An 18947-nucleotide genomic window follows, 5' to 3' on the forward strand; every position below is an offset into this window, starting at 1 on the left:
ATCCTTCAAAATTCCAAAACCTCCTATTGTTCAGTCCTTCCCACGCTAACGCGTATTACGTGGTACTATGACCTCTGCTGACTTCTGATAGTTCAGCCATACATCACTGCATGGGTTGTTATTTCTAAATTCATATCCATAACTTATCTATCAGACCTCCCCGGGTAAGAACGTAATCTTTCACTCCATATATCTGCTACATTTACACCGCCTGTTTGGGATAGTCTTTGGGCTTTGTTTTGTAATGCAAACTCACCCACAAGCATATGCCTTATATGTAGTTTCTGTTCGTCAGACCAGAGCTTTGCCGCCGACTTCCTTCAGATTCCACCTCACGGTGGACACCCTTGTCTTAAGCTAACGGTTGGTACTATCAACCCCCGTATCGGACTTTCACCGACAAGATTACGCCCATGCCGGGCGCACATTAAAACCACAAGTTCTTAGAACTTGTGGTTTATTGTTTTTTGATGGTGTATATTAAGCTGCATCTTTTGGATTAACATTTTTTTTGTAGTTTTCATATTCAGAAAGAAGCTTGTCTAATTGTTGGCTGCAGTCTACTACTGATTTATCAGTAAGCTGTTTATTACTGTTTATTAAATTGTATAATAATATTCTTAATTTTTCTATTTTCTCAGTTAGTATCTGCAAATTTACTTCCATAAATATTACCTCATTTGATTAATATTCTTTGTATTTATATTTTATCAGATTTTAGATAGATTGGAATACAATTTATAAGCCAATATAATTCAAAAATTTACATAAAAAACTATCGTTGTGGTAATTATTAGAATATATACAAAGGTTTTACAATTGAAAATTAGGAAGAGTGTTGAAAATTAGGGGTTTGGTAATATATGTAAATGACGAAAAAAGTCTACTTTTTAGATATTATTTATTCACCTTTAAAAGTTTTATTAGTGCTTACGGATGAATAAAAAGGTAATTTCTTTACATAAAGCATTAGATATCTAGCTGTTATACCTATGAAAAAACCTGTTCCTATTCCAGCTGCAGAAAGAACAGGAAGATAAATAATTATATTTATGTTTTGTATTATTATTGCAGAAACAAAAATTTGACCTAAATTATGAAAAAAAGCTCCAGTTATACTTACACCAATTATACTTATATATTCTTTACCTAATCTTTTAATTAAGTACATTGCTATAAGGCTAAAAATGCCTCCAATAATACTGTATAGCAAGCTTGATACAGAACCCCCAAATATGGTAGAAAGTAAAATTCTTAAAATTAGAACTATAAAAGTATCTTTTAAATTAAAAAGGTACAAACAAATTAATGTAATAATGTTTGAAAGTCCAAGTTTTGCACCAGGAGCTATAAATGGTACTGGAAGCAAATTTTCAACTATGTAAAGTACAAGAGCCTGTGCAACAAGAAGAGCTATAAAGGTTAGTTTATGAGTCTTTTTCATGAGAACCTCCATTAAAACGATAAATCATCAGTTTCTATATTTTGTCCCTTAATCTGAACTACCACTTTATGAGGCAGACATACAAGTATCTGACCAGGTTTATCTATTGAACCATCTTTAATACATATCTTATCTGGACAGTCTGCATCCAGTATTTTCACTTTGCCATTTGATATATCTACTATATTTTTTCCAAGATCCGTTTGTATATTAATTCTCTCATTGTGGTTATTATCCAAGAGAAACTTTTTATAAAGCTTACCGTCAACTTCAATTTCAACATATTTGGCATTATAGGTTTTATAAGAGTTGATAAATGGAATGGCAGAGAAAACTAAAGCTATCACAATTAATACTATTATAACTACAATATCTAATGGTTTCAGTTTCATGAAAATTCCTCATTTCTCTATATTAATTAATTTCTATATTATCATGTTTAATATTAAGGTAAGTTTTTATTAATTTTAAGATATGGTATTACATAATAATGTAGTTTTAAAATCTTCACCTTCTATTTTATACAAAAAATACTATAAGTGTATAGCTGGATATGAACTATTTTTTTTAAAATAAATAATAGGGAAAAAATATCTTAAATACTACTAAATAAAATGTTTGTTTTTAAATAAATAGTAACACATTGATAATGTAAGAGAATGTTGTTAATTAATATGTTAACAAAATATATAGGAAATAGTATAAATGTGGTTATAACATTTTCATTGAGGTTTAACTTTTTTGTGATATAATAATAAATATTATTTATTATGGTTCTAATATCTTTTTATTATGGAGGAATTATAATGAAAATTATAAATAAAAAAAATATCTTTTTTTTATTATCTGTTATTATAACCTCATTTTCTGTTTTATTTGGATGTCAAAAAAATACTCAGCCTGTATCTAAGACACAGATTATTTTAGGTACTTCTTGTACTATAAAGTTATATGATAATATATCTGACGAAACCTTTGAAAAAGTATTTAACAGATTGAAAGAAATTGAAGACAAGATGAGTATTAATAAGGATAAAAGTGAAGTTATAGATATAAATAGTGCTGCTGGTAAAGATTATGTTAAGGTTTCAGATGATACCTTTGAAGTAATTAAAAAAGGTATTTATTATAGTTCCTTATATAATAAGTTTGATATTACAATAGGGCCTCTTGTAAAATTATGGAATATAAGTTTTGATAATGCGGTTAATGCAAGAATTCCAGAAGATAAGGAAATAAAAGATAGATTGCCATTAGTAGACTATAATAAGGTGCTGCTTAATGAAAGTGAAAGTAAAATCATGCTGAAGGAAAAGGGAATGATGATAGATTTAGGAGGTATTGCAAAAGGTTATGCTGCTGATGAAGCTGTTAGAATTTTAAAAGAGAGAGGAGTTCAGCATGCTATAGTAAATTTGGGCGGAAATGTAATGACACTAGGTGGAAGACCTGATGGCAGCTCGTGGACTATTGGAGTTCAGCATCCTTTCGATGATAGGGGAAATTACGTAGGAACTGTAAGAGTATCTGATAAAACCGTTGTAACATCTGGAATTTATGAAAGATATATTAAAGTAAATGATAAAATTTATCATCACATATTGGATAAAAATACAGGATACCCAGTAGATAATGAACTTTTAAGCGTTACTATTATAACCGATAAGTCTATTGATGGAGATGGACTTTCTAAGATATTTGCTTTAGGTGTTGAAAAAGGTATGGAGCTTATAAAAACTTTAAAAGGTGTAGATGCAATATTTATAACAAAAGATAATAAGATTTATATAAGCCCTTCGTTGAAAGGGAATTTTCAGTTGACAGATAATAGTTTTAAACTTATAGAATAAATAAAAATAGAGCTTAACAAATAGAGCTTGAAACAAAAGGCTCTATTTTTTGCAAGTTTTAATAATATTTACTTTTACTATTGAATTAATAGTTATATAATGTAAAATAAAAAGAAACTAAACTAATGAGGTGAAACTATGAATATTGATGAACTAATAAATAGAATAAATTATCTTTATAAAAAAAGTCAGGAAATAGGACTTACAGATGAAGAGAAAGAGGAACAGAAGATTTTAAGAAGGCAATACATTGATAATGTTAAAAGAAATTTCAGAGCGCAGCTGGAAACTATAGAAAGAAAAACTGACAGGAAGAGATTAAATTGAAAGGAGATAATTTAAATGGCTGTTACTATTGAAAATTTAATTGAAGATTTAAAACTTGAAATAATTGTTCAAGGAAAGGAGAATAGAGAAATAACTTTAAGTGATTTAAATAGACCTGGTCTTCAATTTTCAGGATTTTATAATTATTTTGCTAATGAAAGAGTGCAAATAGTCGGAATGGCAGAATGGAGTTTTTTGGATGCAATGCAGCCAGAGCTTAGAAAAAAAAGGTTAAAAAAATTCTTTCAATTTGAAACCCCTTGTATTGTAGTAAGCAGAGGATTAGAGCCGCATGATGAGTTTATTGAGGCTGCTAAGGAAAATAATAGGTGGGTGCTTAGAACAACTAGTATTACAACTCGTTTTATAAGTAAGCTTACCACTTACCTTGATGACAAGCTTGCGCCTGAAACTAGAATGCATGGTGTTCTGGTAGATGTATATGGAATAGGCATACTTATAACAGGAGAAAGTGGAATTGGTAAAAGTGAAACTGCTTTAGAGCTTATAAAAAGAGGTCATAGATTAGTAGCAGATGATGCTGTTGATATAAAAGAAATAGATGGTATTTTAAGAGGAAGAGCGCCTTATATAACTTCTGGAATGATGGAAGTTAGAGGTATGGGAATAATTGATGTGCCTGCCTTATATGGATTAAGTTCTGTGCTTACTGAAAAAACAATTCATATGGTGATTTATCTTGAACAATGGAAAGATGATGAGAATTATGATAGACTAGGTACGGATAATGTATATATTGAAATATTAAATGTACCTGTTAAGAAAATGACCTTGCCTATTAGACCAGGAAGAAATCTTGCCGTTATTATTGAGGCAGCTGCTGCTAATTATAGGTACAGTTTAAATTCTAAGATTACACCGGTAGATACAATAAATAGCAGAATTGGTTTAGGATAATAAGTATGATGGAAAAAAATCAATTAAGAAACCATATGAAAACTATAAGGGATTTTATTATAGCTGAAGAAAAAGATCAGTACGATAGAGTCATTTTTAATAAGGTTATTAACAGTGAATATTATAATAAATCTAGTATTATTTTTGTATATGTAAGCTTTAATTCTGAAGTAGATACGCACAGAATAATTAAACATGCTTTGGAAAATAATAAAATTATATGTGTACCTAAGATAATAAATAAAACTAAAGGCATGAAGGCTGTTAGAATAAATACCATTGAAGAGCTTAAGAGAAATTCTTTTGGTATATTAGAGCCTGAAAATTTTTCAAATATTATAAATCCCGAAGAAATTGAATTAATGATTATTCCAGGCCTTGCTTTTGATAAAAAGGGTGGTAGAGTTGGATATGGTGCAGGATATTATGACAAATATATAAAAGCTGCGAAAAAAAATATCAAAAAGGTTGGATTGGCTTACCGATTTCAGCTTGTATCAGAAGTACCTAAGGAAGAGCACGATGTAGTTATGGACGTTATTATTACAGACTAGCTGTCTTTAACTAAAAAATATAAATCAGGTGAATTTATGCTGATATTTGATATATTAAATAACTTTAAAATTATAGACGAAAAATTAGAGATAGGGAAGAGTCATTACTGGATTGTTTTAAAAGCAGATGAACTGTATAAGATTAAATCAGTTCTGGCACTGGATGAAGAAAGCCTCCAAGAATGTGTTAACTTAGACCAGTTCCCTAAGCTGAATTTTTTTGCAGGATATATGTTTATAGTTTTTAATATATTACAATATAATTTGTCTGAAGTAATTTCTAAAGAGTTAAATATTTTTTTAAGTAAAGATTATATCATAACAGTATATAAAGATGAACTTAGTATTATACAAGATTTAATAAATGATATAGAACAATGCAAAAATATATTCATACTAAAAGAAAAACCTAATGCTTCCATTGTTTTATACTACATACTTGACAGGATAATACTGAGAAACTATGATGTAATATCTTCCTTAGAAGCTCATGCTGATAAAATAGAAATAAATATACTAAGAAGTCCAAGAAGGGAACAAATAGATGAACTTATCCATTTAAGAAGACAAGTTTATAAAATCAGAAAGTATTTAAATCCTTTAAGATATATTGGGGATAGTTTGGTTAGCAATGAAAATTGCATTATAGAAGATGAAAATATAGTTTTTTTTAAAAATCTTAGTGATAAAATTGAAAAACTTATGTTGTCTCTTGAAAGTTTAGTTTCCGATTTAGCCTTGGTTAGAGAAGCTTTTGAATCTGAGATTTCAAATAAGACAAATGAACTCATGAAGGTCTTTACACTGATTGCGAGCATATTTTTACCGCTGAATTTAATAACAAGTATGTATGGAATGAATTTTAGAAATATTCCTTTTGTAGAATTAGAATATGGTTATTATATAGTTACTTTCATGATGATTTTAATTTCTGTAGGTTTATTATTTTTGTTTAAGAAAAAAAGGTGGCTTTAATTTGTGTTTTATATAATAACTTGTTAAATGTACATATAAATATAAAATGAGCTATAGAGAGGAAAATATTTATGGAAAATAATATGAATTTAAGTAAAAAATATGAATATGCCTGGGATAAGTATTCTAAGGAGGATATAGAGAAGGTTTTTGAATTAAGCGATAGATACAAAAGTTTTATGTCTAGATGTAAAACTGAAAGGGAATGTGTTAGTGAGTTTATTTCTATAGCTGAAAAATCTGGTTATAAAAATATAGAAACTCTCATTAAAGAAAATAAAAGACTAAAATCAGGAGATAAAGTGTATGCCAATAATATGAATAAAACTTTGGCTTTATTTGTTATTGGTTCTGAGCCTTTTGAAAAAGGAATGAAAATTCTTGGTGCACATGTTGATTCACCAAGGCTTGACTTAAAGCAAAATCCTCTTTATGAAGATACTGATTTGGCTATGTTTGAAACGCATTATTACGGTGGAATTAAGAAGTATCAATGGGTTACTATACCACTTGCTATTCATGGTGTTGTAGTTAAAAAGGATGGAAAAATAATTAATATAGTTATAGGTGAACATGAAAATGATCCTGTTATAGGTATTTCTGATCTTTTAGTACACTTGTCAGCAGATCAGCTTCAAAAAAAGCTAGATAAAGGAATTGAAGGAGAAGACCTTAATATATTAGTTGGAAGTATCCCAATAGAAGATAAAAATGTTAAAGAAAGAGTTAAAGCTAATATTCTTAAAATATTAAATGATAAATATGGCATGGTTGAAGAAGATTTTGTATCAGCTGAACTTGAAGTAGTTCCAGCAGGTACAGCAAGAGATTACGGCCTTGACAGAAGTATGGTGCTTGCTTATGGTCAAGATGACAGAGTATGTGCGTATACTTCTTTTGAGGCACTTATGAAAATTCAAAATACAGATAAAACTTGTGCAGCAATATTTGTAGATAAAGAAGAAATAGGAAGTGTTGGAGCTACAGGAATGCATTCTAAATTTTTTGAAAATGTTGTTGCCGAGCTTATGGAGCTGTCTGGTGAATACAGCAGCTTAAAGTTAAGGAGAACTCTCTCAAATTCTAAGATGCTTTCTTCTGATGTAAGTGCAGCCTATGATCCTAATTTTCCTTCTGTTATGGAAAGAAAGAATGCAGCTTACTTTGGAAAGGGTATAGTATTTAATAAATATACTGGAGCAAGAGGAAAATCAGGTTGTAATGATGCTAATCCTGAGTTTATAGCTGAACTTAGAGCTATAATGGAAAAGCATGGAGTAGTGTGGCAGACGGCAGAGCTTGGTAAAGTTGATCAAGGTGGTGGAGGTACTATAGCCTATATACTTGCTGAATATAATATGCAGGTTATAGACTGTGGTATTGCACTTCATAATATGCATGCTCCTTGGGAAATTGCAAGTAAAGCAGATATTTATGAAGCTGTAAAGGCATACTACGCATTTTTAAAAGAATCATAAAAATATAAAAATAATAAATAAAAATCTTGCAAATTTTTTTGTGCAAGATTTTTATTTATTTTTTAAAATATATTACTTGTATAAGTATTCACATAAATTAAATAGATTATATAGTGGCTGTATTCCAGTCATGTCTATATAATCCATAGAATAAGTTCCATCCCAGGGATAAACTGATATGTACCTTTCGTTATAAATATTTATTACATATTTATCTTTGTTAAAAGTAAAATATAGCTTATAAGAAGCCTTTTCTGGAAGTTCTTTAGGTTTTTCTATAAAATTAGTCTTTTTTAAAGCTTTTGTAAAATTTTTTATTGTATCAATGTCTTCTTTTGAAAGTTCTTTTTCCTTATAAAAGTTTGTATCTAAAGCATTTACTTTAAAGGTAGTTTCAAAAGTTAAGTTTTTTACAAGATTGTTAGTATAATATAAATTATTAGGCTTTTTTCTTGTTAAAGTAAAGTTATTTATTGTATAACTGCCTATTTTTACAGTACATCCTGTTAAAATAACAGGAATAATTAGAAATATAAAAATATTAAGTAATTTCTTTTTCAATTAATCACCCTATTATTCATACTCTCAAAATAAAAATATGTTTAATAGTTTATGAATATTACAAATATATGTTTTTATTGAAAATAAAATTATAAACAAAATCAATTAATTTCTTAATATAGATACTTTTTACTATGTTTTTTTAATTTTTATAAAGAATAAAACCTATAGGAGTGGAAAATCTAATATATGAAAGGGGAGTTGAATATGCAAAATAAAATGAGATATACTTTTAATAATAAAAAGGAAGATGGAAAATTCAAAAAGAAAAATATTAAACATGATCCTCAAGCAGAGAGCTCAAGAGCAGTATTTGATGACCCTGGTATAAAACATTAAAATGAAAGGGTGGTTGATTTAATGAGTCATATAGAAACTAAAAAGTCAACTAAAAAAGAAAACAAAAAACCATCAAAACCTGAGTTAATACATGAACATGAAATGCAAAAGCATAAGACTCAAGGATTAATAAGAGGAACAGAATAAGAAGGAGTGGCAATGCTATGACTAATAAAAAAAATAACAAGTTTAGTAATAAAGAAAATAAACAGAATGAAGTAAGAAGAGCAGAAGGAAAATTATCTAAAAAGCATAATCCACCTAAATTTGAAAATTACAATGGAGACCCCATAGAATAATTTACATTATAAAGGCGGTGACTCTATGATAAGAACTTCTATGAAAGGAAGAGAGTTAACTTCTGAAGAAATAAAAAGCTACAAGGAGCATAATAACGTAAGTAATATAGCTTATACAAAAGAGCCAACTGTAAATAGACCAACTACTCAGGTTGGATATAATGAAAATTGCAGTATAAAAGAAGTGAATATTAAACCTCATATTTATGAACTTAATAATGTTATAGATACTAAGTATAAGATAAATGTTAAAGGGGGTTTAGAAAATGACTAAAGAAAGCAACAAGCATAAAGCAAAAAATAAAGAGCCTAATAGAGTAGAGATAAAAGATGAAAAAGACAAAAAAGGACCTAGAAGAAGAAGTCTAAACGAAGAATATTAATGTACATTAAATAATTTATAGTGTAGGCAGATTAATATGGATAACTGCCTTTTTTCGCAATAAAAAACACACTTTATAAAAAGTGTGTTTTTTATGGTGCCGATGGTGGGATTTGAACCCACATGGTTTCCCGCTCGATTTTGAGTCGAGTGCGTCTGCCGTTCCGCCACATCGGCAAAAATTACATTTATAATAATAACATATATAAAAGGAAAATGCAATACATATTAACAATATTATTTATAAATGATATAATAGTTCAATATAAGAAAATTAGAATAGAAATAAATATAAGGATAAAATATGAGCTACTATTTGAGGAAGTATTTTTAAACTCTAAATACAGATTGTAAATAGTTGTATCGAGCTGTAGAATTGTAATATATGAGAATTGGAGAGAAATTTATGAGTAAAGAAAAACTGTTAATTTTAGATGGAAATAGTTTAATGAATAGAGCGTTTTATGCACTTCCGCTGTTAACAAATACTGAAGGATTGCATACAAATGCTCTTTACGGTTTTACAAACATGCTGTTTAAGATGAAAGAAGATATAAAACCAGATTATATAGTGTGTACATTTGACAGAAAAGCTCCTACTTTTAGGCATCAAGAATATAAAGAATATAAAGCAGGTCGAAAAAAAATGCCTCAGGAGCTTAATGAACAGTTTCCAGTATTAAAAGAACTTTTAAAGCTTTTGGCTATTGATATTTTTGAAATTGATGGTTTTGAGGCTGATGATTTAATAGGTACATTGGCAGTATTTGCAGAAGATAAGGGAATTGAAGTTTATATAGTAACTGGGGACAGAGATGCTTTGCAGCTTGCTTCAGATAATATAAAAGTAGTAATAACTAAAAAAGGTATTTCGGAAAAAGAAATTTATGATAAAAACAGGATGATAGAAGAGTTTGGAATAACACCAGTTCAATTTATAGATGTTAAGGGGCTTATGGGAGACAGTTCTGACAATATTCCGGGGGTACCTGGTATAGGAGAAAAGACTGCTTATAAGCTTATACAAAAATATGGAAGCATTGAAAATGTGCTGCAAAATGTAGATAATATTGCTGGAAACAAATTGAGACAAAATCTAATGGAATTCAGTGAACAAGCTATATTAAGCAAGAAACTTGCTACTATAATAACCTATGTGCCTATTGAAATAGATTTAAATTCAATAAAATCAAAACAAAATTATGATGTAGAAGGACTTAGACAGATGTTCTTCAGACTTCAATTTAAATCTTTGCTTGATAAGCTTCCAAAAGAAAATTCTAATGATAAGGTATTGGAAAAGAGAAGTGTTGAGGAATTTGAATTTGAGACTGTAGATAATTTAGAAAAACTTAAAGTTATGGTGGAAAATATAAAAAGCCGAATATATATAAGTATCAATGCATTGCATTTAAATGTTTACTCTAAAAGTAAAATAAATAATATATATATATCAACTGAAGATAAAAATTATATTGTTATGTTCCAAAATCTGCTTCAGGAAGATAAGGAAAATGCTTTAAATCTCTTAAAATGTAAGCTTGAAGATGTTTCTGTAGAAAAGATAGGGCATGACAATAAATTGTCTTATCTTTTGTTTAATAAATTAGGCATTAAATTAAAAGGTGTTATATTTGATACTAAACTGGCAGCTTATCTTATAGACTCTTCTAAAGGAAAATATGAACTTAAAACTCTTATTCAGGAATATTTAAAAATAGATATTGATGGAGATGGAGATGAACTTAATATAAAAATGACTTGTTGTCTGAAGGAGCTTTACAAATCTCTTTCACAGAAGATAGTAGAATTTCAAATGGAGCAGCTGTTGTATAAAGTTGAGCAGCCTTTAACTGAGACTCTTGCATTTATGGAAGGTCAAGGATTTAAGGTGAATAGTGAAAAGTTAAATATAATTGGTGAGAAATTTAAAGATGAAATACAGCTTGTTCAAAAAGAAATATTTGAGCTGGCTGGAGAAGAGTTTAATATAAGTTCACCTAAGCAGCTAGGTAAAATTTTATTTGAAAAATTGGATCTTCCTGTAATTAAGAAAACAAAGACAGGATATTCAACAAATGCTGAGGTTCTAGAAGAACTTTCAGACAGACACCCTATCATTGATAAAATTACATATTACAGACAATTGACAAAGCTTTACTCAACTTATGTGGAAGGTTTAAAAAATGTTATAGATGAGGATGGCAAAATTCATTCCAGTTTCAATCAAACTGTTACAACTACAGGAAGATTATCCAGTACTGAGCCTAATCTTCAAAATATACCTATAAAGTACGAAATGGGAAGGGAAATAAGAAAGGTTTTTGTTCCTGATAATGAAAATTGCGTAATATTATCAGCAGATTACTCTCAAATTGAACTTAGAGTACTTGCCCATATAGCTGATGATAAAAATTTGATTGATGCATTTATAAATCACAGTGATATACATACTAAGACTGCTTCAGAAGTTTTTAAAGTTCCCTTAAATGAAGTTACTTCACTTATGAGAAGCAGAGCTAAGGCTGTTAATTTTGGTATAGTTTATGGTATTGGAGATTTTAGTTTGGCTAAAGATTTAAAAATTACAAAAAAGGAAGCTAAAGATTATATTGATACATACTTTGATAGATATCCTAATGTTAAAAAATATATGGATGATATAGTTAGGTATGCAGAAGAACATTCCTATGTTACTACAATTTTAAATAGGAGAAGATACATAACAGAAATAAAGTCCACAAATAGAGTGGTAAAAGCTTTGGGGATAAGATTGGCTATGAATACTCCAATTCAAGGAAGTGCTGCAGATATAATTAAGCTTGCTATGGTTAATGTACATAAAGAACTTAATAAGAGAGGATTAAAAAGTACATTAATACTACAGGTGCATGATGAGCTTATTCTTAATGTTTACAAGGATGAATTAGAACAGGTAAAAGCTATTGTAAAGAAAGAGATGGAGGAAGTTTTAAGCCTAAAAGTTCCGTTAGAGGCAGATGTAAATATTGGGGAAACCTGGTACGAGGCTAAATAATTTTATTTGAATTGTGGTGAGGAGAATGATAAAAGTAGGTCTTACAGGGGGAATAGGTAGCGGAAAGAGTACTGTATCCAAAATTTTCTTGGAATATAATATTCCTGTTATTGATGCAGACAAAATATCTAGAGAAATACTTATAAATTACCCTCAGATACTTATAAATATAAAAAATGAATTTGGGCAGCAATTTTTTGATGCACAGGGCAACTTAAAAAGAAGAGAACTTGGAAACCTTGTTTTTAGAGATAAAACTAAGAAAGAGAAACTTGAAGCTATAACACTTCCATATATAACAAAAGAAATATTTAATAAAGCTCAGCAATATAATAAATCAGGACAGAAAATCTGTGTTGTAGATGCTCCTACTTTAATAGAAAACAATTTGCATAAAGCAATGGATTTTAATGTTTTGGTATGGGTAGATTTAAATTTGCAAATTAAAAGAGTTATAAACAGAGATTTGCTTAGTGAAGAAGATGTAATGTTTAGAATAAAATCACAAATGCCTTTGGATGAGAAGATAAAATATGTGGATTTTGTTATAGATAACAGAGGAAGCATAGAAGAAACAAAAGAACAAGTTAAAAAAGTATTGAGTCGAATTTATGAAGTTTATGAAGCCGAGGTTGAAAGATGAGATTTAAAAGCTTAACAAGTTCTTTTATTTTGGTAATAATTTTGCTTCTGATTATTAATGTTTTTTATATAGTAAAACTTTGTTTTCCATTAAGATATACAGAATGGATACTAAGATATTCTAAGGAATATGATTTGAGTCCATATCTAGTTGCAGCAGTAATTAAGACAGAGAGTAATTTTAAACCTAAGGCAAAATCCAATAAAGGTGCTTATGGACTAATGCAGATAACCTCTTTAACTGGTGAGTGGGCTGCCAAAGAAATGAAGATAGAAAATTATAAAGAAGACATGCTTTTAGAACCAGAGTTTAATATAAAAATGGGTTGTTGGTATATTGATAATTTAAAGAAAGAATTCAAAGGCAATATGGATTTAGTGCTTGCTGCATATAATGGAGGAAGGGGGAATGTACAAAAATGGTTAGCTGATTTAAATAATTCCAAGGACGGTAAGAATTTGCATTATATACCTTTTAAAGAAACGGATCAATATGTAAAAAGGGTTAAAGTAAACTATAATATTTATAAATTTCTATATGGAAAAAAATTAAAAGTTCATAATTAATAACATAGATTTTTTATTGACATTTATAACTTTTATAGTATAATATTATTTGTAATGCAGATGTGGTGGAACGGCAGACACGCTATCTTGAGGGGGTAGTGTCCACAGGGCGTATGGGTTCAAATCCCATCATCTGCACCAGATAGATATTTAAATCCCTTTAATAAGGGATTTTTTTATTTTTTTTGAATTGGTATTTTAAATTGTTAAACAATGTATTTGAATTAATTGCTATATTTGGTATATAATAGTTATAAAATTCATATAAGATGGGGGATACATATGAATAAAAAAGAGTTAAATAAAATGAAAAAAGAATTTAAATTAGATAGTGCTCTATTAAGTATTAAAGAGATATATAACGCTTATATAAAAAAAGATAATGGTAACGTAATATATACTGATTTGAATTATTTTCAAATGCTAGATGCTGAAGCACAAGAGCTTTATTTAAATAACTTTAAAAAGATTGTTGGAGGCACTTTAAATACAAAACTATTTGAGCTGCAGTTTAAAATTACAGATGGGTATAACGAATCGCAGCTGCTGTTAAATGATATGTTAAAAAGTGAGGACAAGGAATCTTATATAGAATATAATAACAAATTTGTAGGTAAAGTTTTAGAAAACTATACATATGATTCAGATGTTGTTGTTACCTTAATAAAAGGTGAATATTGGAGGGCAAGTAATAGCAAAAATAAAAGTGAAATACATGGAGAAGATGATGTTGTACAAGCACTTCCCTTTATAATGGGAACAATTAATAAGGTAGAACCATTTAAAAAGACATTAGTATTTAACTATAAAGAAAGAGAATTTAAGCCAAGCAGCATGTTGGATACTTATATTAATTTAAAATCCCCATTAGATGGATTTATGTTTCCTTCCTTTGAGAATGGGTGTTTAGATATTAATAAAGTACTATTTTATAATTCTAAGCTAAAGGATTTAAATTATAAGTTTATAGATAAGGTGTTAAATTGTAACATGAGACTTACTGCAGAAGAGGAAAAAAACTGCTTTACTAACATTATTAAAAATGTAGTAGGAGAAAGTGTTAAACCAGAAGTAATTGAAAGCATCTATTCAAAAATAAGCGAGATTCAGGATTTTGCTGAGGAAGACGAGGAAGCTACTATAAGTTTAAGTGATATGAAAAATATTTTAAAAGATATTGAAGTTAAGGATATCGAGTTTATAGATAATGTGTTTGAAGATAGTTGTGGAAAAGAATATAAGTTTACCGTTAGCAATATTTTGCCTGATTTTAATTCAAAATCTTTAAAAGTATGGAATGATGATATATCTATATGTATGAATCCTAAAAATTTAAGCGGAATAAGGCAGGTAAAAGGTTCTAATGGTGAAAGATGTTTAGTTATTGAGCTTAATGACGATGTAATAGTTGAAGGGTTTAAACTTACAACAGAAGAGTAGTATAAATGCCCTAGCTTATTTAGGGTGTTTATACTATTTTTTATTTTTTACAGTATTAACCTCTTTTTTATAATATTAAAGAAAATTACTTTTAAAAAAGGAATTTTAATATTGATGTAGAATTAAAGTAATTAAGGGGTGAATTTATGTTTGACATACATATTGATATAGATGATATAAATATTTCCAGTATAGAAAGAGAAGATATAGTTACTATACAAAAGTGGATAAACTATCAGCAGTGTAATTTTAAAGACACTAATAAACCAATGGAACTTAAGGAATTTTATGAGAGATTTCTAGAGTATTATGTTAGTGAAGGTGAGTTTTTTTTAAAAATAAATAAACATAATAATCTTATAGGTATACTTAAGGGAAGAATAGAATTTAAGAATCCAAATGAAGTTTGGTTATGGTATTTTCTTTTAGATAATCTCTACAGAGGCAATGGTATAGGAAGTCAAATAATTAAAAGTTTACAAAATTATTTTTCAAATGGGTTTGGAATTTATAATTTTTATACTGGAGTGTGCGAAAAAGATACAAGAGCACTTAAGTTTTGGAATAAAAATAATTTTAAACTTATAAGAGTTTCAAAGGATTTCTTTAATATAGATGGACGAAATATGGATATGTTTGTTTTAAAAACAGAAGTATAAAATTATAAATACGTAGTAAATTAACAAAAGTTTTCTTATTTTGTAATAAAAATTCCTTTTAGGTGAAATTTATTGACAGGCTTTCATATAATTAAATATAATAAAAATATGCTGAATCCTATTTATAGGTACGGAGGAACCAGTATGTTGGGGTTAATCTGATTATTTATGTCAGTAGGGCACCTTCACCCGCACCCGTCAGCTAACTCCGGAAGCAAGAGGGAGGTAACAAATGAACTGTTTAAAAACTAAATCATTCCTTTTTGTTGCTACTTTAATAGCTTTAGGTGTAATTGCTAAAATTAATTCATATGAGGTTAAAGCAGATGCGGCTATTAAAGGTCAGCTAAGTGTGGCTGTTCGTTCAGCTAGTTTGAGCTCAAATAAAACAATTAAAGTTCCAGCTAAACCTGCATCTAAAACAGTTGTCACAGCGAAAAAGACTGCTGTTAATAGAGGTGGAAGTGGCCTAAATCAAGCAGTGTCAAATGTTTCAGAGAGAAGCAGCAGTGTAGTTTCCTATGCATACAAATTTTTAGGCAAGCCATACATATGGGGGGCTTCAGGACCAAATGCTTTTGATTGCTCAGGGTTTACTTCATATGTTTACAGAGCTTTTGGAGTAAACTTACCACATAACGCTGCTAGTCAGTATGCTGTTGGCAAAGTGGTTGCAAAAGGAGATTTAAATTCAGGAGACTTGGTATTTTTCAATACTTATGGCGGAATATCACATGTAGGTATTTACATCGGTGGTGGAAGATTTATTCATGCATCAAGCTCTAAAACAGGAGTTATAGTAAGCAGCTTGTCAGAAGGTTATTATTCATCCCGATTAGTTGGAGCAAAAAGAATACTTAAATAATTAATGTATCTCGGCAAAGCTGCCGAGTTTTTTATTTTTTATCATAAAACTATTCTTCTATAAATATTATTTAATATGATATAACTTTTAAAGTGAAAATATGGAGGTATAAAATGAAATACACAAGATATGATATGAAAAGAAAAAAAAATAACAGTTTAGCTTTTGTAGTAGTTTTTCTTTCAACTTTGGTCTTTGCAGTTGTTATAGGAACGGTTATTTCGAAACTTTTCTTCAATAATAATTTAAAGGAAGTAATTCCTAAATCTGAAGATAAAATAACAGATGCAGCAAAAAAGGAAGATAAGAAAAAAGTAGTTAGATATATAGTGGTACAATGTGGAGTATTTGGAAAAAATGAAAATGCTGAATCAGTTAAAAAAAATCTAAGTGTTTATGGTAATGCCTTTACTGTATTGGATGAAAAAGGGACAAGAGTTCTTTTAGGAATATATAAAGAGGAACAGGGACTTAAGACTATGAAAATATTAAGCGAGAAGTCTATAGACAACTCTAAAATTACTTTTGAGATAAATATTTTAAATAACAATGCTTGCGATGAACAGGTTGCAGCAATAATAGATGCAGAGCTGGATGTTCTTACATCATTAGCTGATTCAAATACCAAGTCTATAGATACTAAGGAGTTAAAAAAATGGTGTTCTTTAGAAATTAAAGAAGTAGATAAGAAGAGTACAAATATAAATGTTCTTAATGAACTGAAAGCACATATCAGCACCTTACCAGATGAGCTTGGCAAAGATAAAGCTTCAGAGTGTTATATATTTTTATATAACATATTAAAAAAATTAACTGAAAAATAAAACACCTAAATTTCAGGTGTTTTTATTTTTTGGATTTTAATTATCAGTTAATTTATATAAACTGTAAATATAAGATAAAATTCTAAATAATTCTTAAATAATTTTATATATACTTGTGTATGTTTTTATTAAATGTTAAACTATAAACGATATGTAGAAATATAGTTGCAAAATTTTATATAGTTTTGTTTATATATGTCAAGGCAGGGATGGTAATTGAAAGGTTTAGATAAAAGCAAGGGGTTTTTTATATTTACTGTATTTTTAGGTGCTATTGGCGGAAGTTTGCTTGGAGATATGCTTGGTACTAATATAAAATTCCTGCATGCTCTAAAAAGTGTATATTCCATTGGAACTTCAAAGCCTATTACACTAGATTTAAAAGTGTTAAGTCTTTCTTTTGGTTTAAATTATAATGTAAATTTAATGTCTATTTTTGGTATTGTTTTGGCTATAATATTATATAGAAAGGCTTAGAAATTTTAGGAAGTGATAGTTTGGAAATTATTTTAGCTTCAGCTTCACAAAGAAGAGAGGAACTTTTAAGAAGAATTATTAAAGATTTCAGCATTATAGTTAGTGATTTTGATGAAGATTCTGTAATATTTAACGGGAATTGTGAAGATTATGTAAAAACATTAGCATTTGGCAAAGCAATGAATGTTGCAAAAACACTAAAGAATAAGAGTATAGTTATTGGTTGTGATACTGTTGTCTATCATAACAATAAAATTTTAGGGAAGCCCAATGATAAGGAAGAAGCTTATAGTATGATAAGAGCTTTAAGCGGAAATGTACATAAAGTATATTCGGGAATAGCTCTTATTAATACTGTTTCTAATATATCAATTATAGATTATGTATGTACTGATGTGTTTTTTGCAGAAATTTCTGATGATGAAATCAATAAATATATACATAAGAATGAGTGGGCAGATAAGGCAGGAGCCTACGGTATACAAGGAAATGCTGGTATTTTTGTTGAAAAAATTCATGGTTGCTATTATAATGTTGTAGGACTTCCTTTAAATCGTCTTTATAATATGCTTAAGGAGATGGGGGTAAATCTTTAAAAGGGGTTAATTTATGGAAAAAGAACTTAGAATTATGGATTTACCTGAAAGTGAAAGGCCGCGAGAGAAACTTTTAAAATACGGAGCAGAGTCACTTTCAAATGGAGAGTTAATAGCTATAATACTTAGAACTGGAAGTTGTAATGAAAATATTTTAAATTTAAGTAACAGAATTTTAAGAGAAACTGGAGGATTAAATGGACTTCTTACCTCTTGCAGTGAAGATTTCTTAAATTTAAAAGGTATTGGGGCTGCAAAAGCTTCTCAGCTTTTAGCACTTGCTGAAATATCTAAAAGATTTAAATCTTTTAGATCAGGAGAACAATATAAGATTACTCAGCCTAAAGATGCTGCTGAGCTTATTATGGAAAGTATGAGACATTTAAAGCAGGAACATTTAAAGGTAATTATGCTTAATACAAAAAATATAGTTATCAGCGTAAAAGATGTATCTGTTGGCAGCCTTAATTCTTCGATAGTTCATCCAAGGGAAGTATTTTGTGAAGCTATAAAAAAGAGCAGTGCATCTATTATTATAACTCACAACCATCCTTCTGGAGATCCATTGCCAAGCAGCGAAGATATAGCTTTGACAAATAGAATTAAAGAATGTGGTAAACTTTTAGGCATTGAACTTTTGGATCATATAATAATTGGTAATGGTGTATATGTAAGTTTAAAGGAAAAAGGTATATTGTAAATTTGAAAGGAGA

General features: G+C 28.9%; 24 protein-coding genes, 2 tRNA genes and 1 riboswitch. Of the genes, 21 read left to right on the forward strand and 5 right to left on the reverse strand.

Going from position 1 to position 18947, the window contains the following annotated elements; genetic code table 11:
* Window positions 1-480 precede the first annotated feature (480 nt).
* The 3 genes from M2651_RS04800 to M2651_RS04810 form a co-directional block, all read right to left on the reverse strand.
* Window positions 481-666 (reverse strand): aspartyl-phosphate phosphatase Spo0E family protein, encoded by a 186-nt coding sequence (locus tag M2651_RS04800; protein WP_252131209.1) that lies wholly within the window; start codon window positions 664-666, stop codon window positions 481-483.
* A gap of 235 nt (window positions 667-901) precedes the next feature.
* The gene (locus tag M2651_RS04805) at window positions 902-1444 is read right to left on the reverse strand and encodes a Gx transporter family protein (protein ID WP_252131210.1); all 543 of its coding nucleotides are present in this window, start codon (window positions 1442-1444) and stop codon (window positions 902-904) included.
* 11 nt (window positions 1445-1455) lie between these two features.
* On the reverse strand, window positions 1456-1836 hold the full coding sequence (locus tag M2651_RS04810; RefSeq protein ID WP_252131211.1) for a NusG domain II-containing protein: 381 nt from the start codon (window positions 1834-1836) through the stop codon (window positions 1456-1458).
* Between the two features lie 414 nt (window positions 1837-2250).
* Here M2651_RS04810 and M2651_RS04815 point away from each other — a divergent pair, with 414 nt between their 5' ends.
* The 6 genes from M2651_RS04815 to M2651_RS04840 all read left to right on the forward strand — a co-directional run bounded on the left by M2651_RS04815 (window position 2251) and on the right by M2651_RS04840 (window position 7546).
* Complete coding sequence (locus tag M2651_RS04815; protein WP_252131212.1) at window positions 2251-3294, forward strand: FAD:protein FMN transferase; 1044 nt, start codon at window positions 2251-2253, stop codon at window positions 3292-3294.
* Between the two features lie 138 nt (window positions 3295-3432).
* Window positions 3433-3621, forward strand: coding sequence for a DUF896 domain-containing protein (locus M2651_RS04820; RefSeq protein ID WP_252131213.1), 189 nt, complete (start codon window positions 3433-3435; stop codon window positions 3619-3621).
* A gap of 15 nt (window positions 3622-3636) precedes the next feature.
* Window positions 3637-4539, forward strand: coding sequence for an HPr(Ser) kinase/phosphatase (hprK, locus tag M2651_RS04825; RefSeq protein WP_252131214.1), 903 nt, complete (start codon window positions 3637-3639; stop codon window positions 4537-4539).
* A 5-nt stretch (window positions 4540-4544) separates the two neighbouring features.
* Entirely contained in the window at window positions 4545-5093 is a 549-nt protein-coding gene (locus M2651_RS04830; RefSeq protein WP_252131215.1) for a 5-formyltetrahydrofolate cyclo-ligase, read from the forward strand.
* A 36-nt stretch (window positions 5094-5129) separates the two neighbouring features.
* Window positions 5130-6068 (forward strand): magnesium transporter CorA family protein, encoded by a 939-nt coding sequence (locus M2651_RS04835; protein ID WP_252131216.1) that lies wholly within the window; start codon window positions 5130-5132, stop codon window positions 6066-6068.
* A gap of 71 nt (window positions 6069-6139) precedes the next feature.
* Window positions 6140-7546 carry an aminopeptidase gene (locus M2651_RS04840; RefSeq protein WP_252131217.1) on the forward strand — a complete coding sequence of 469 codons (1407 nt, stop codon included), beginning with the start codon at window positions 6140-6142 and terminating at the stop codon, window positions 7544-7546.
* A 72-nt stretch (window positions 7547-7618) separates the two neighbouring features.
* Here the strand turns inward: M2651_RS04840 and M2651_RS04845 are convergent, their stop codons facing one another.
* Window positions 7619-8107 (reverse strand): DUF4883 family protein, encoded by a 489-nt coding sequence (locus M2651_RS04845; RefSeq protein WP_252131218.1) that lies wholly within the window; start codon window positions 8105-8107, stop codon window positions 7619-7621.
* Between the two features lie 207 nt (window positions 8108-8314).
* On the opposite strand from M2651_RS04845, the gene M2651_RS04850 reads away from it, so the two are divergent.
* Genes M2651_RS04850 through M2651_RS04855 form a run of 4 tightly spaced genes read left to right on the forward strand, consistent with a single transcriptional unit; the run spans window position 8315 to window position 9019 of the window.
* Complete coding sequence (locus M2651_RS04850) at window positions 8315-8446, forward strand: CPC_1213 family protein (protein WP_252131219.1); 132 nt, start codon at window positions 8315-8317, stop codon at window positions 8444-8446.
* A 21-nt stretch (window positions 8447-8467) separates the two neighbouring features.
* Window positions 8468-8593, forward strand: coding sequence for a hypothetical protein (locus M2651_RS14310; RefSeq protein WP_286207936.1), 126 nt, complete (start codon window positions 8468-8470; stop codon window positions 8591-8593).
* 17 nt (window positions 8594-8610) lie between these two features.
* The gene (locus M2651_RS14315) at window positions 8611-8745 is read left to right on the forward strand and encodes a hypothetical protein (RefSeq protein ID WP_286207937.1); all 135 of its coding nucleotides are present in this window, start codon (window positions 8611-8613) and stop codon (window positions 8743-8745) included.
* 25 nt (window positions 8746-8770) lie between these two features.
* Entirely contained in the window at window positions 8771-9019 is a 249-nt protein-coding gene (locus tag M2651_RS04855) for a hypothetical protein (protein WP_252131220.1), read from the forward strand.
* 203 nt (window positions 9020-9222) lie between these two features.
* On the opposite strand, the gene M2651_RS04860 is transcribed toward M2651_RS04855, so the two are convergent.
* Window positions 9223-9304: transfer RNA gene (locus M2651_RS04860), tRNA-Leu, on the reverse strand.
* A gap of 229 nt (window positions 9305-9533) precedes the next feature.
* Between M2651_RS04860 and polA the strand changes: the two genes are divergently transcribed.
* The 11 genes from polA (at window position 9534) to radC (ending at window position 18934) form a co-directional block, all read left to right on the forward strand.
* Window positions 9534-12164, forward strand: coding sequence for a DNA polymerase I (gene polA, locus M2651_RS04865; protein ID WP_252131221.1), 2631 nt, complete (start codon window positions 9534-9536; stop codon window positions 12162-12164).
* A gap of 25 nt (window positions 12165-12189) precedes the next feature.
* Window positions 12190-12807 carry a dephospho-CoA kinase gene (coaE, locus tag M2651_RS04870; RefSeq protein ID WP_252131222.1) on the forward strand — a complete coding sequence of 206 codons (618 nt, stop codon included), beginning with the start codon at window positions 12190-12192 and terminating at the stop codon, window positions 12805-12807.
* Window positions 12804-13373, forward strand: a complete 570-nt coding sequence (locus M2651_RS04875) for a lytic transglycosylase domain-containing protein (RefSeq protein ID WP_252131223.1) — start codon at window positions 12804-12806, stop codon at window positions 13371-13373. Before coaE ends, M2651_RS04875 begins: the two co-directional genes overlap by 4 nt.
* Window positions 13374-13429: 56 nt before the next feature.
* Window positions 13430-13514 (forward strand) — tRNA-Leu (locus tag M2651_RS04880).
* A 141-nt stretch (window positions 13515-13655) separates the two neighbouring features.
* A complete protein-coding gene (locus M2651_RS04885; RefSeq protein WP_252131224.1) occupies window positions 13656-14813 on the forward strand; it encodes a DUF4317 family protein in 1158 nt (385 codons plus the stop codon).
* A 146-nt stretch (window positions 14814-14959) separates the two neighbouring features.
* On the forward strand, window positions 14960-15472 hold the full coding sequence (locus M2651_RS04890; protein ID WP_252131225.1) for a GNAT family N-acetyltransferase: 513 nt from the start codon (window positions 14960-14962) through the stop codon (window positions 15470-15472).
* Between the two features lie 99 nt (window positions 15473-15571).
* A riboswitch (cyclic di-AMP (ydaO/yuaA leader) is annotated at window positions 15572-15704 on the forward strand.
* The gene (locus M2651_RS04895; protein ID WP_252131226.1) at window positions 15705-16337 is read left to right on the forward strand and encodes a C40 family peptidase; all 633 of its coding nucleotides are present in this window, start codon (window positions 15705-15707) and stop codon (window positions 16335-16337) included.
* Window positions 16338-16450: 113 nt separating this feature from the next.
* Window positions 16451-17161, forward strand: a complete 711-nt coding sequence (locus M2651_RS04900) for a hypothetical protein (RefSeq protein ID WP_252131227.1) — start codon at window positions 16451-16453, stop codon at window positions 17159-17161.
* 216 nt (window positions 17162-17377) lie between these two features.
* Window positions 17378-17638: a DUF4321 domain-containing protein gene (locus M2651_RS04905; protein WP_252131228.1), complete on the forward strand. Its 261-nt coding sequence runs from the start codon at window positions 17378-17380 to the stop codon at window positions 17636-17638.
* 20 nt (window positions 17639-17658) lie between these two features.
* Complete coding sequence (locus tag M2651_RS04910) at window positions 17659-18234, forward strand: Maf-like protein (protein ID WP_252131229.1); 576 nt, start codon at window positions 17659-17661, stop codon at window positions 18232-18234.
* A 13-nt stretch (window positions 18235-18247) separates the two neighbouring features.
* On the forward strand, window positions 18248-18934 hold the full coding sequence (radC, locus tag M2651_RS04915) for a RadC family protein (RefSeq protein ID WP_252131230.1): 687 nt from the start codon (window positions 18248-18250) through the stop codon (window positions 18932-18934).
* Window positions 18935-18947 lie beyond the last annotated feature (13 nt).

The organism is Clostridium caldaquaticum (genome assembly GCF_023806125.1).
In the GTDB taxonomy this organism is placed as follows: domain Bacteria; phylum Bacillota; class Clostridia; order Clostridiales; family Clostridiaceae; genus Clostridium_AT; species Clostridium_AT caldaquaticum.

Bases quoted from the DNA above. Each gene is read 5' to 3' on its own strand.
- M2651_RS04800 (WP_252131209.1), bottom strand. From the start codon at position 666: ATGGAAGTAAATTTGCAGATACTAACTGAGAAAATAGAAAAATTAAGA.
- M2651_RS04805 (WP_252131210.1), bottom strand. From the start codon at position 1,444: ATGAAAAAGACTCATAAACTAACCTTTATAGCTCTTCTTGTTGCACAG.
- M2651_RS04810 (WP_252131211.1), bottom strand. From the start codon at position 1,836: ATGAAACTGAAACCATTAGATATTGTAGTTATAATAGTATTAATTGTG.
- M2651_RS04815 (WP_252131212.1), top strand. From the start codon at position 2,251: ATGAAAATTATAAATAAAAAAAATATCTTTTTTTTATTATCTGTTATT.
- M2651_RS04820 (WP_252131213.1), top strand. From the start codon at position 3,433: ATGAATATTGATGAACTAATAAATAGAATAAATTATCTTTATAAAAAA.
- hprK (WP_252131214.1), top strand. From the start codon at position 3,637: ATGGCTGTTACTATTGAAAATTTAATTGAAGATTTAAAACTTGAAATA.
- M2651_RS04830 (WP_252131215.1), top strand. From the start codon at position 4,545: ATGATGGAAAAAAATCAATTAAGAAACCATATGAAAACTATAAGGGAT.
- M2651_RS04835 (WP_252131216.1), top strand. From the start codon at position 5,130: ATGCTGATATTTGATATATTAAATAACTTTAAAATTATAGACGAAAAA.
- M2651_RS04840 (WP_252131217.1), top strand. From the start codon at position 6,140: ATGGAAAATAATATGAATTTAAGTAAAAAATATGAATATGCCTGGGAT.
- M2651_RS04850 (WP_252131219.1), top strand. From the start codon at position 8,315: ATGCAAAATAAAATGAGATATACTTTTAATAATAAAAAGGAAGATGGA.
- M2651_RS14310 (WP_286207936.1), top strand. From the start codon at position 8,468: ATGAGTCATATAGAAACTAAAAAGTCAACTAAAAAAGAAAACAAAAAA.
- M2651_RS14315 (WP_286207937.1), top strand. From the start codon at position 8,611: ATGACTAATAAAAAAAATAACAAGTTTAGTAATAAAGAAAATAAACAG.
- M2651_RS04855 (WP_252131220.1), top strand. From the start codon at position 8,771: ATGATAAGAACTTCTATGAAAGGAAGAGAGTTAACTTCTGAAGAAATA.
- polA (WP_252131221.1), top strand. From the start codon at position 9,534: ATGAGTAAAGAAAAACTGTTAATTTTAGATGGAAATAGTTTAATGAAT.
- coaE (WP_252131222.1), top strand. From the start codon at position 12,190: ATGATAAAAGTAGGTCTTACAGGGGGAATAGGTAGCGGAAAGAGTACT.
- M2651_RS04875 (WP_252131223.1), top strand. From the start codon at position 12,804: ATGAGATTTAAAAGCTTAACAAGTTCTTTTATTTTGGTAATAATTTTG.
- M2651_RS04885 (WP_252131224.1), top strand. From the start codon at position 13,656: ATGAATAAAAAAGAGTTAAATAAAATGAAAAAAGAATTTAAATTAGAT.
- M2651_RS04890 (WP_252131225.1), top strand. From the start codon at position 14,960: ATGTTTGACATACATATTGATATAGATGATATAAATATTTCCAGTATA.
- M2651_RS04895 (WP_252131226.1), top strand. From the start codon at position 15,705: ATGAACTGTTTAAAAACTAAATCATTCCTTTTTGTTGCTACTTTAATA.
- M2651_RS04900 (WP_252131227.1), top strand. From the start codon at position 16,451: ATGAAATACACAAGATATGATATGAAAAGAAAAAAAAATAACAGTTTA.
- radC (WP_252131230.1), top strand. From the start codon at position 18,248: ATGGAAAAAGAACTTAGAATTATGGATTTACCTGAAAGTGAAAGGCCG.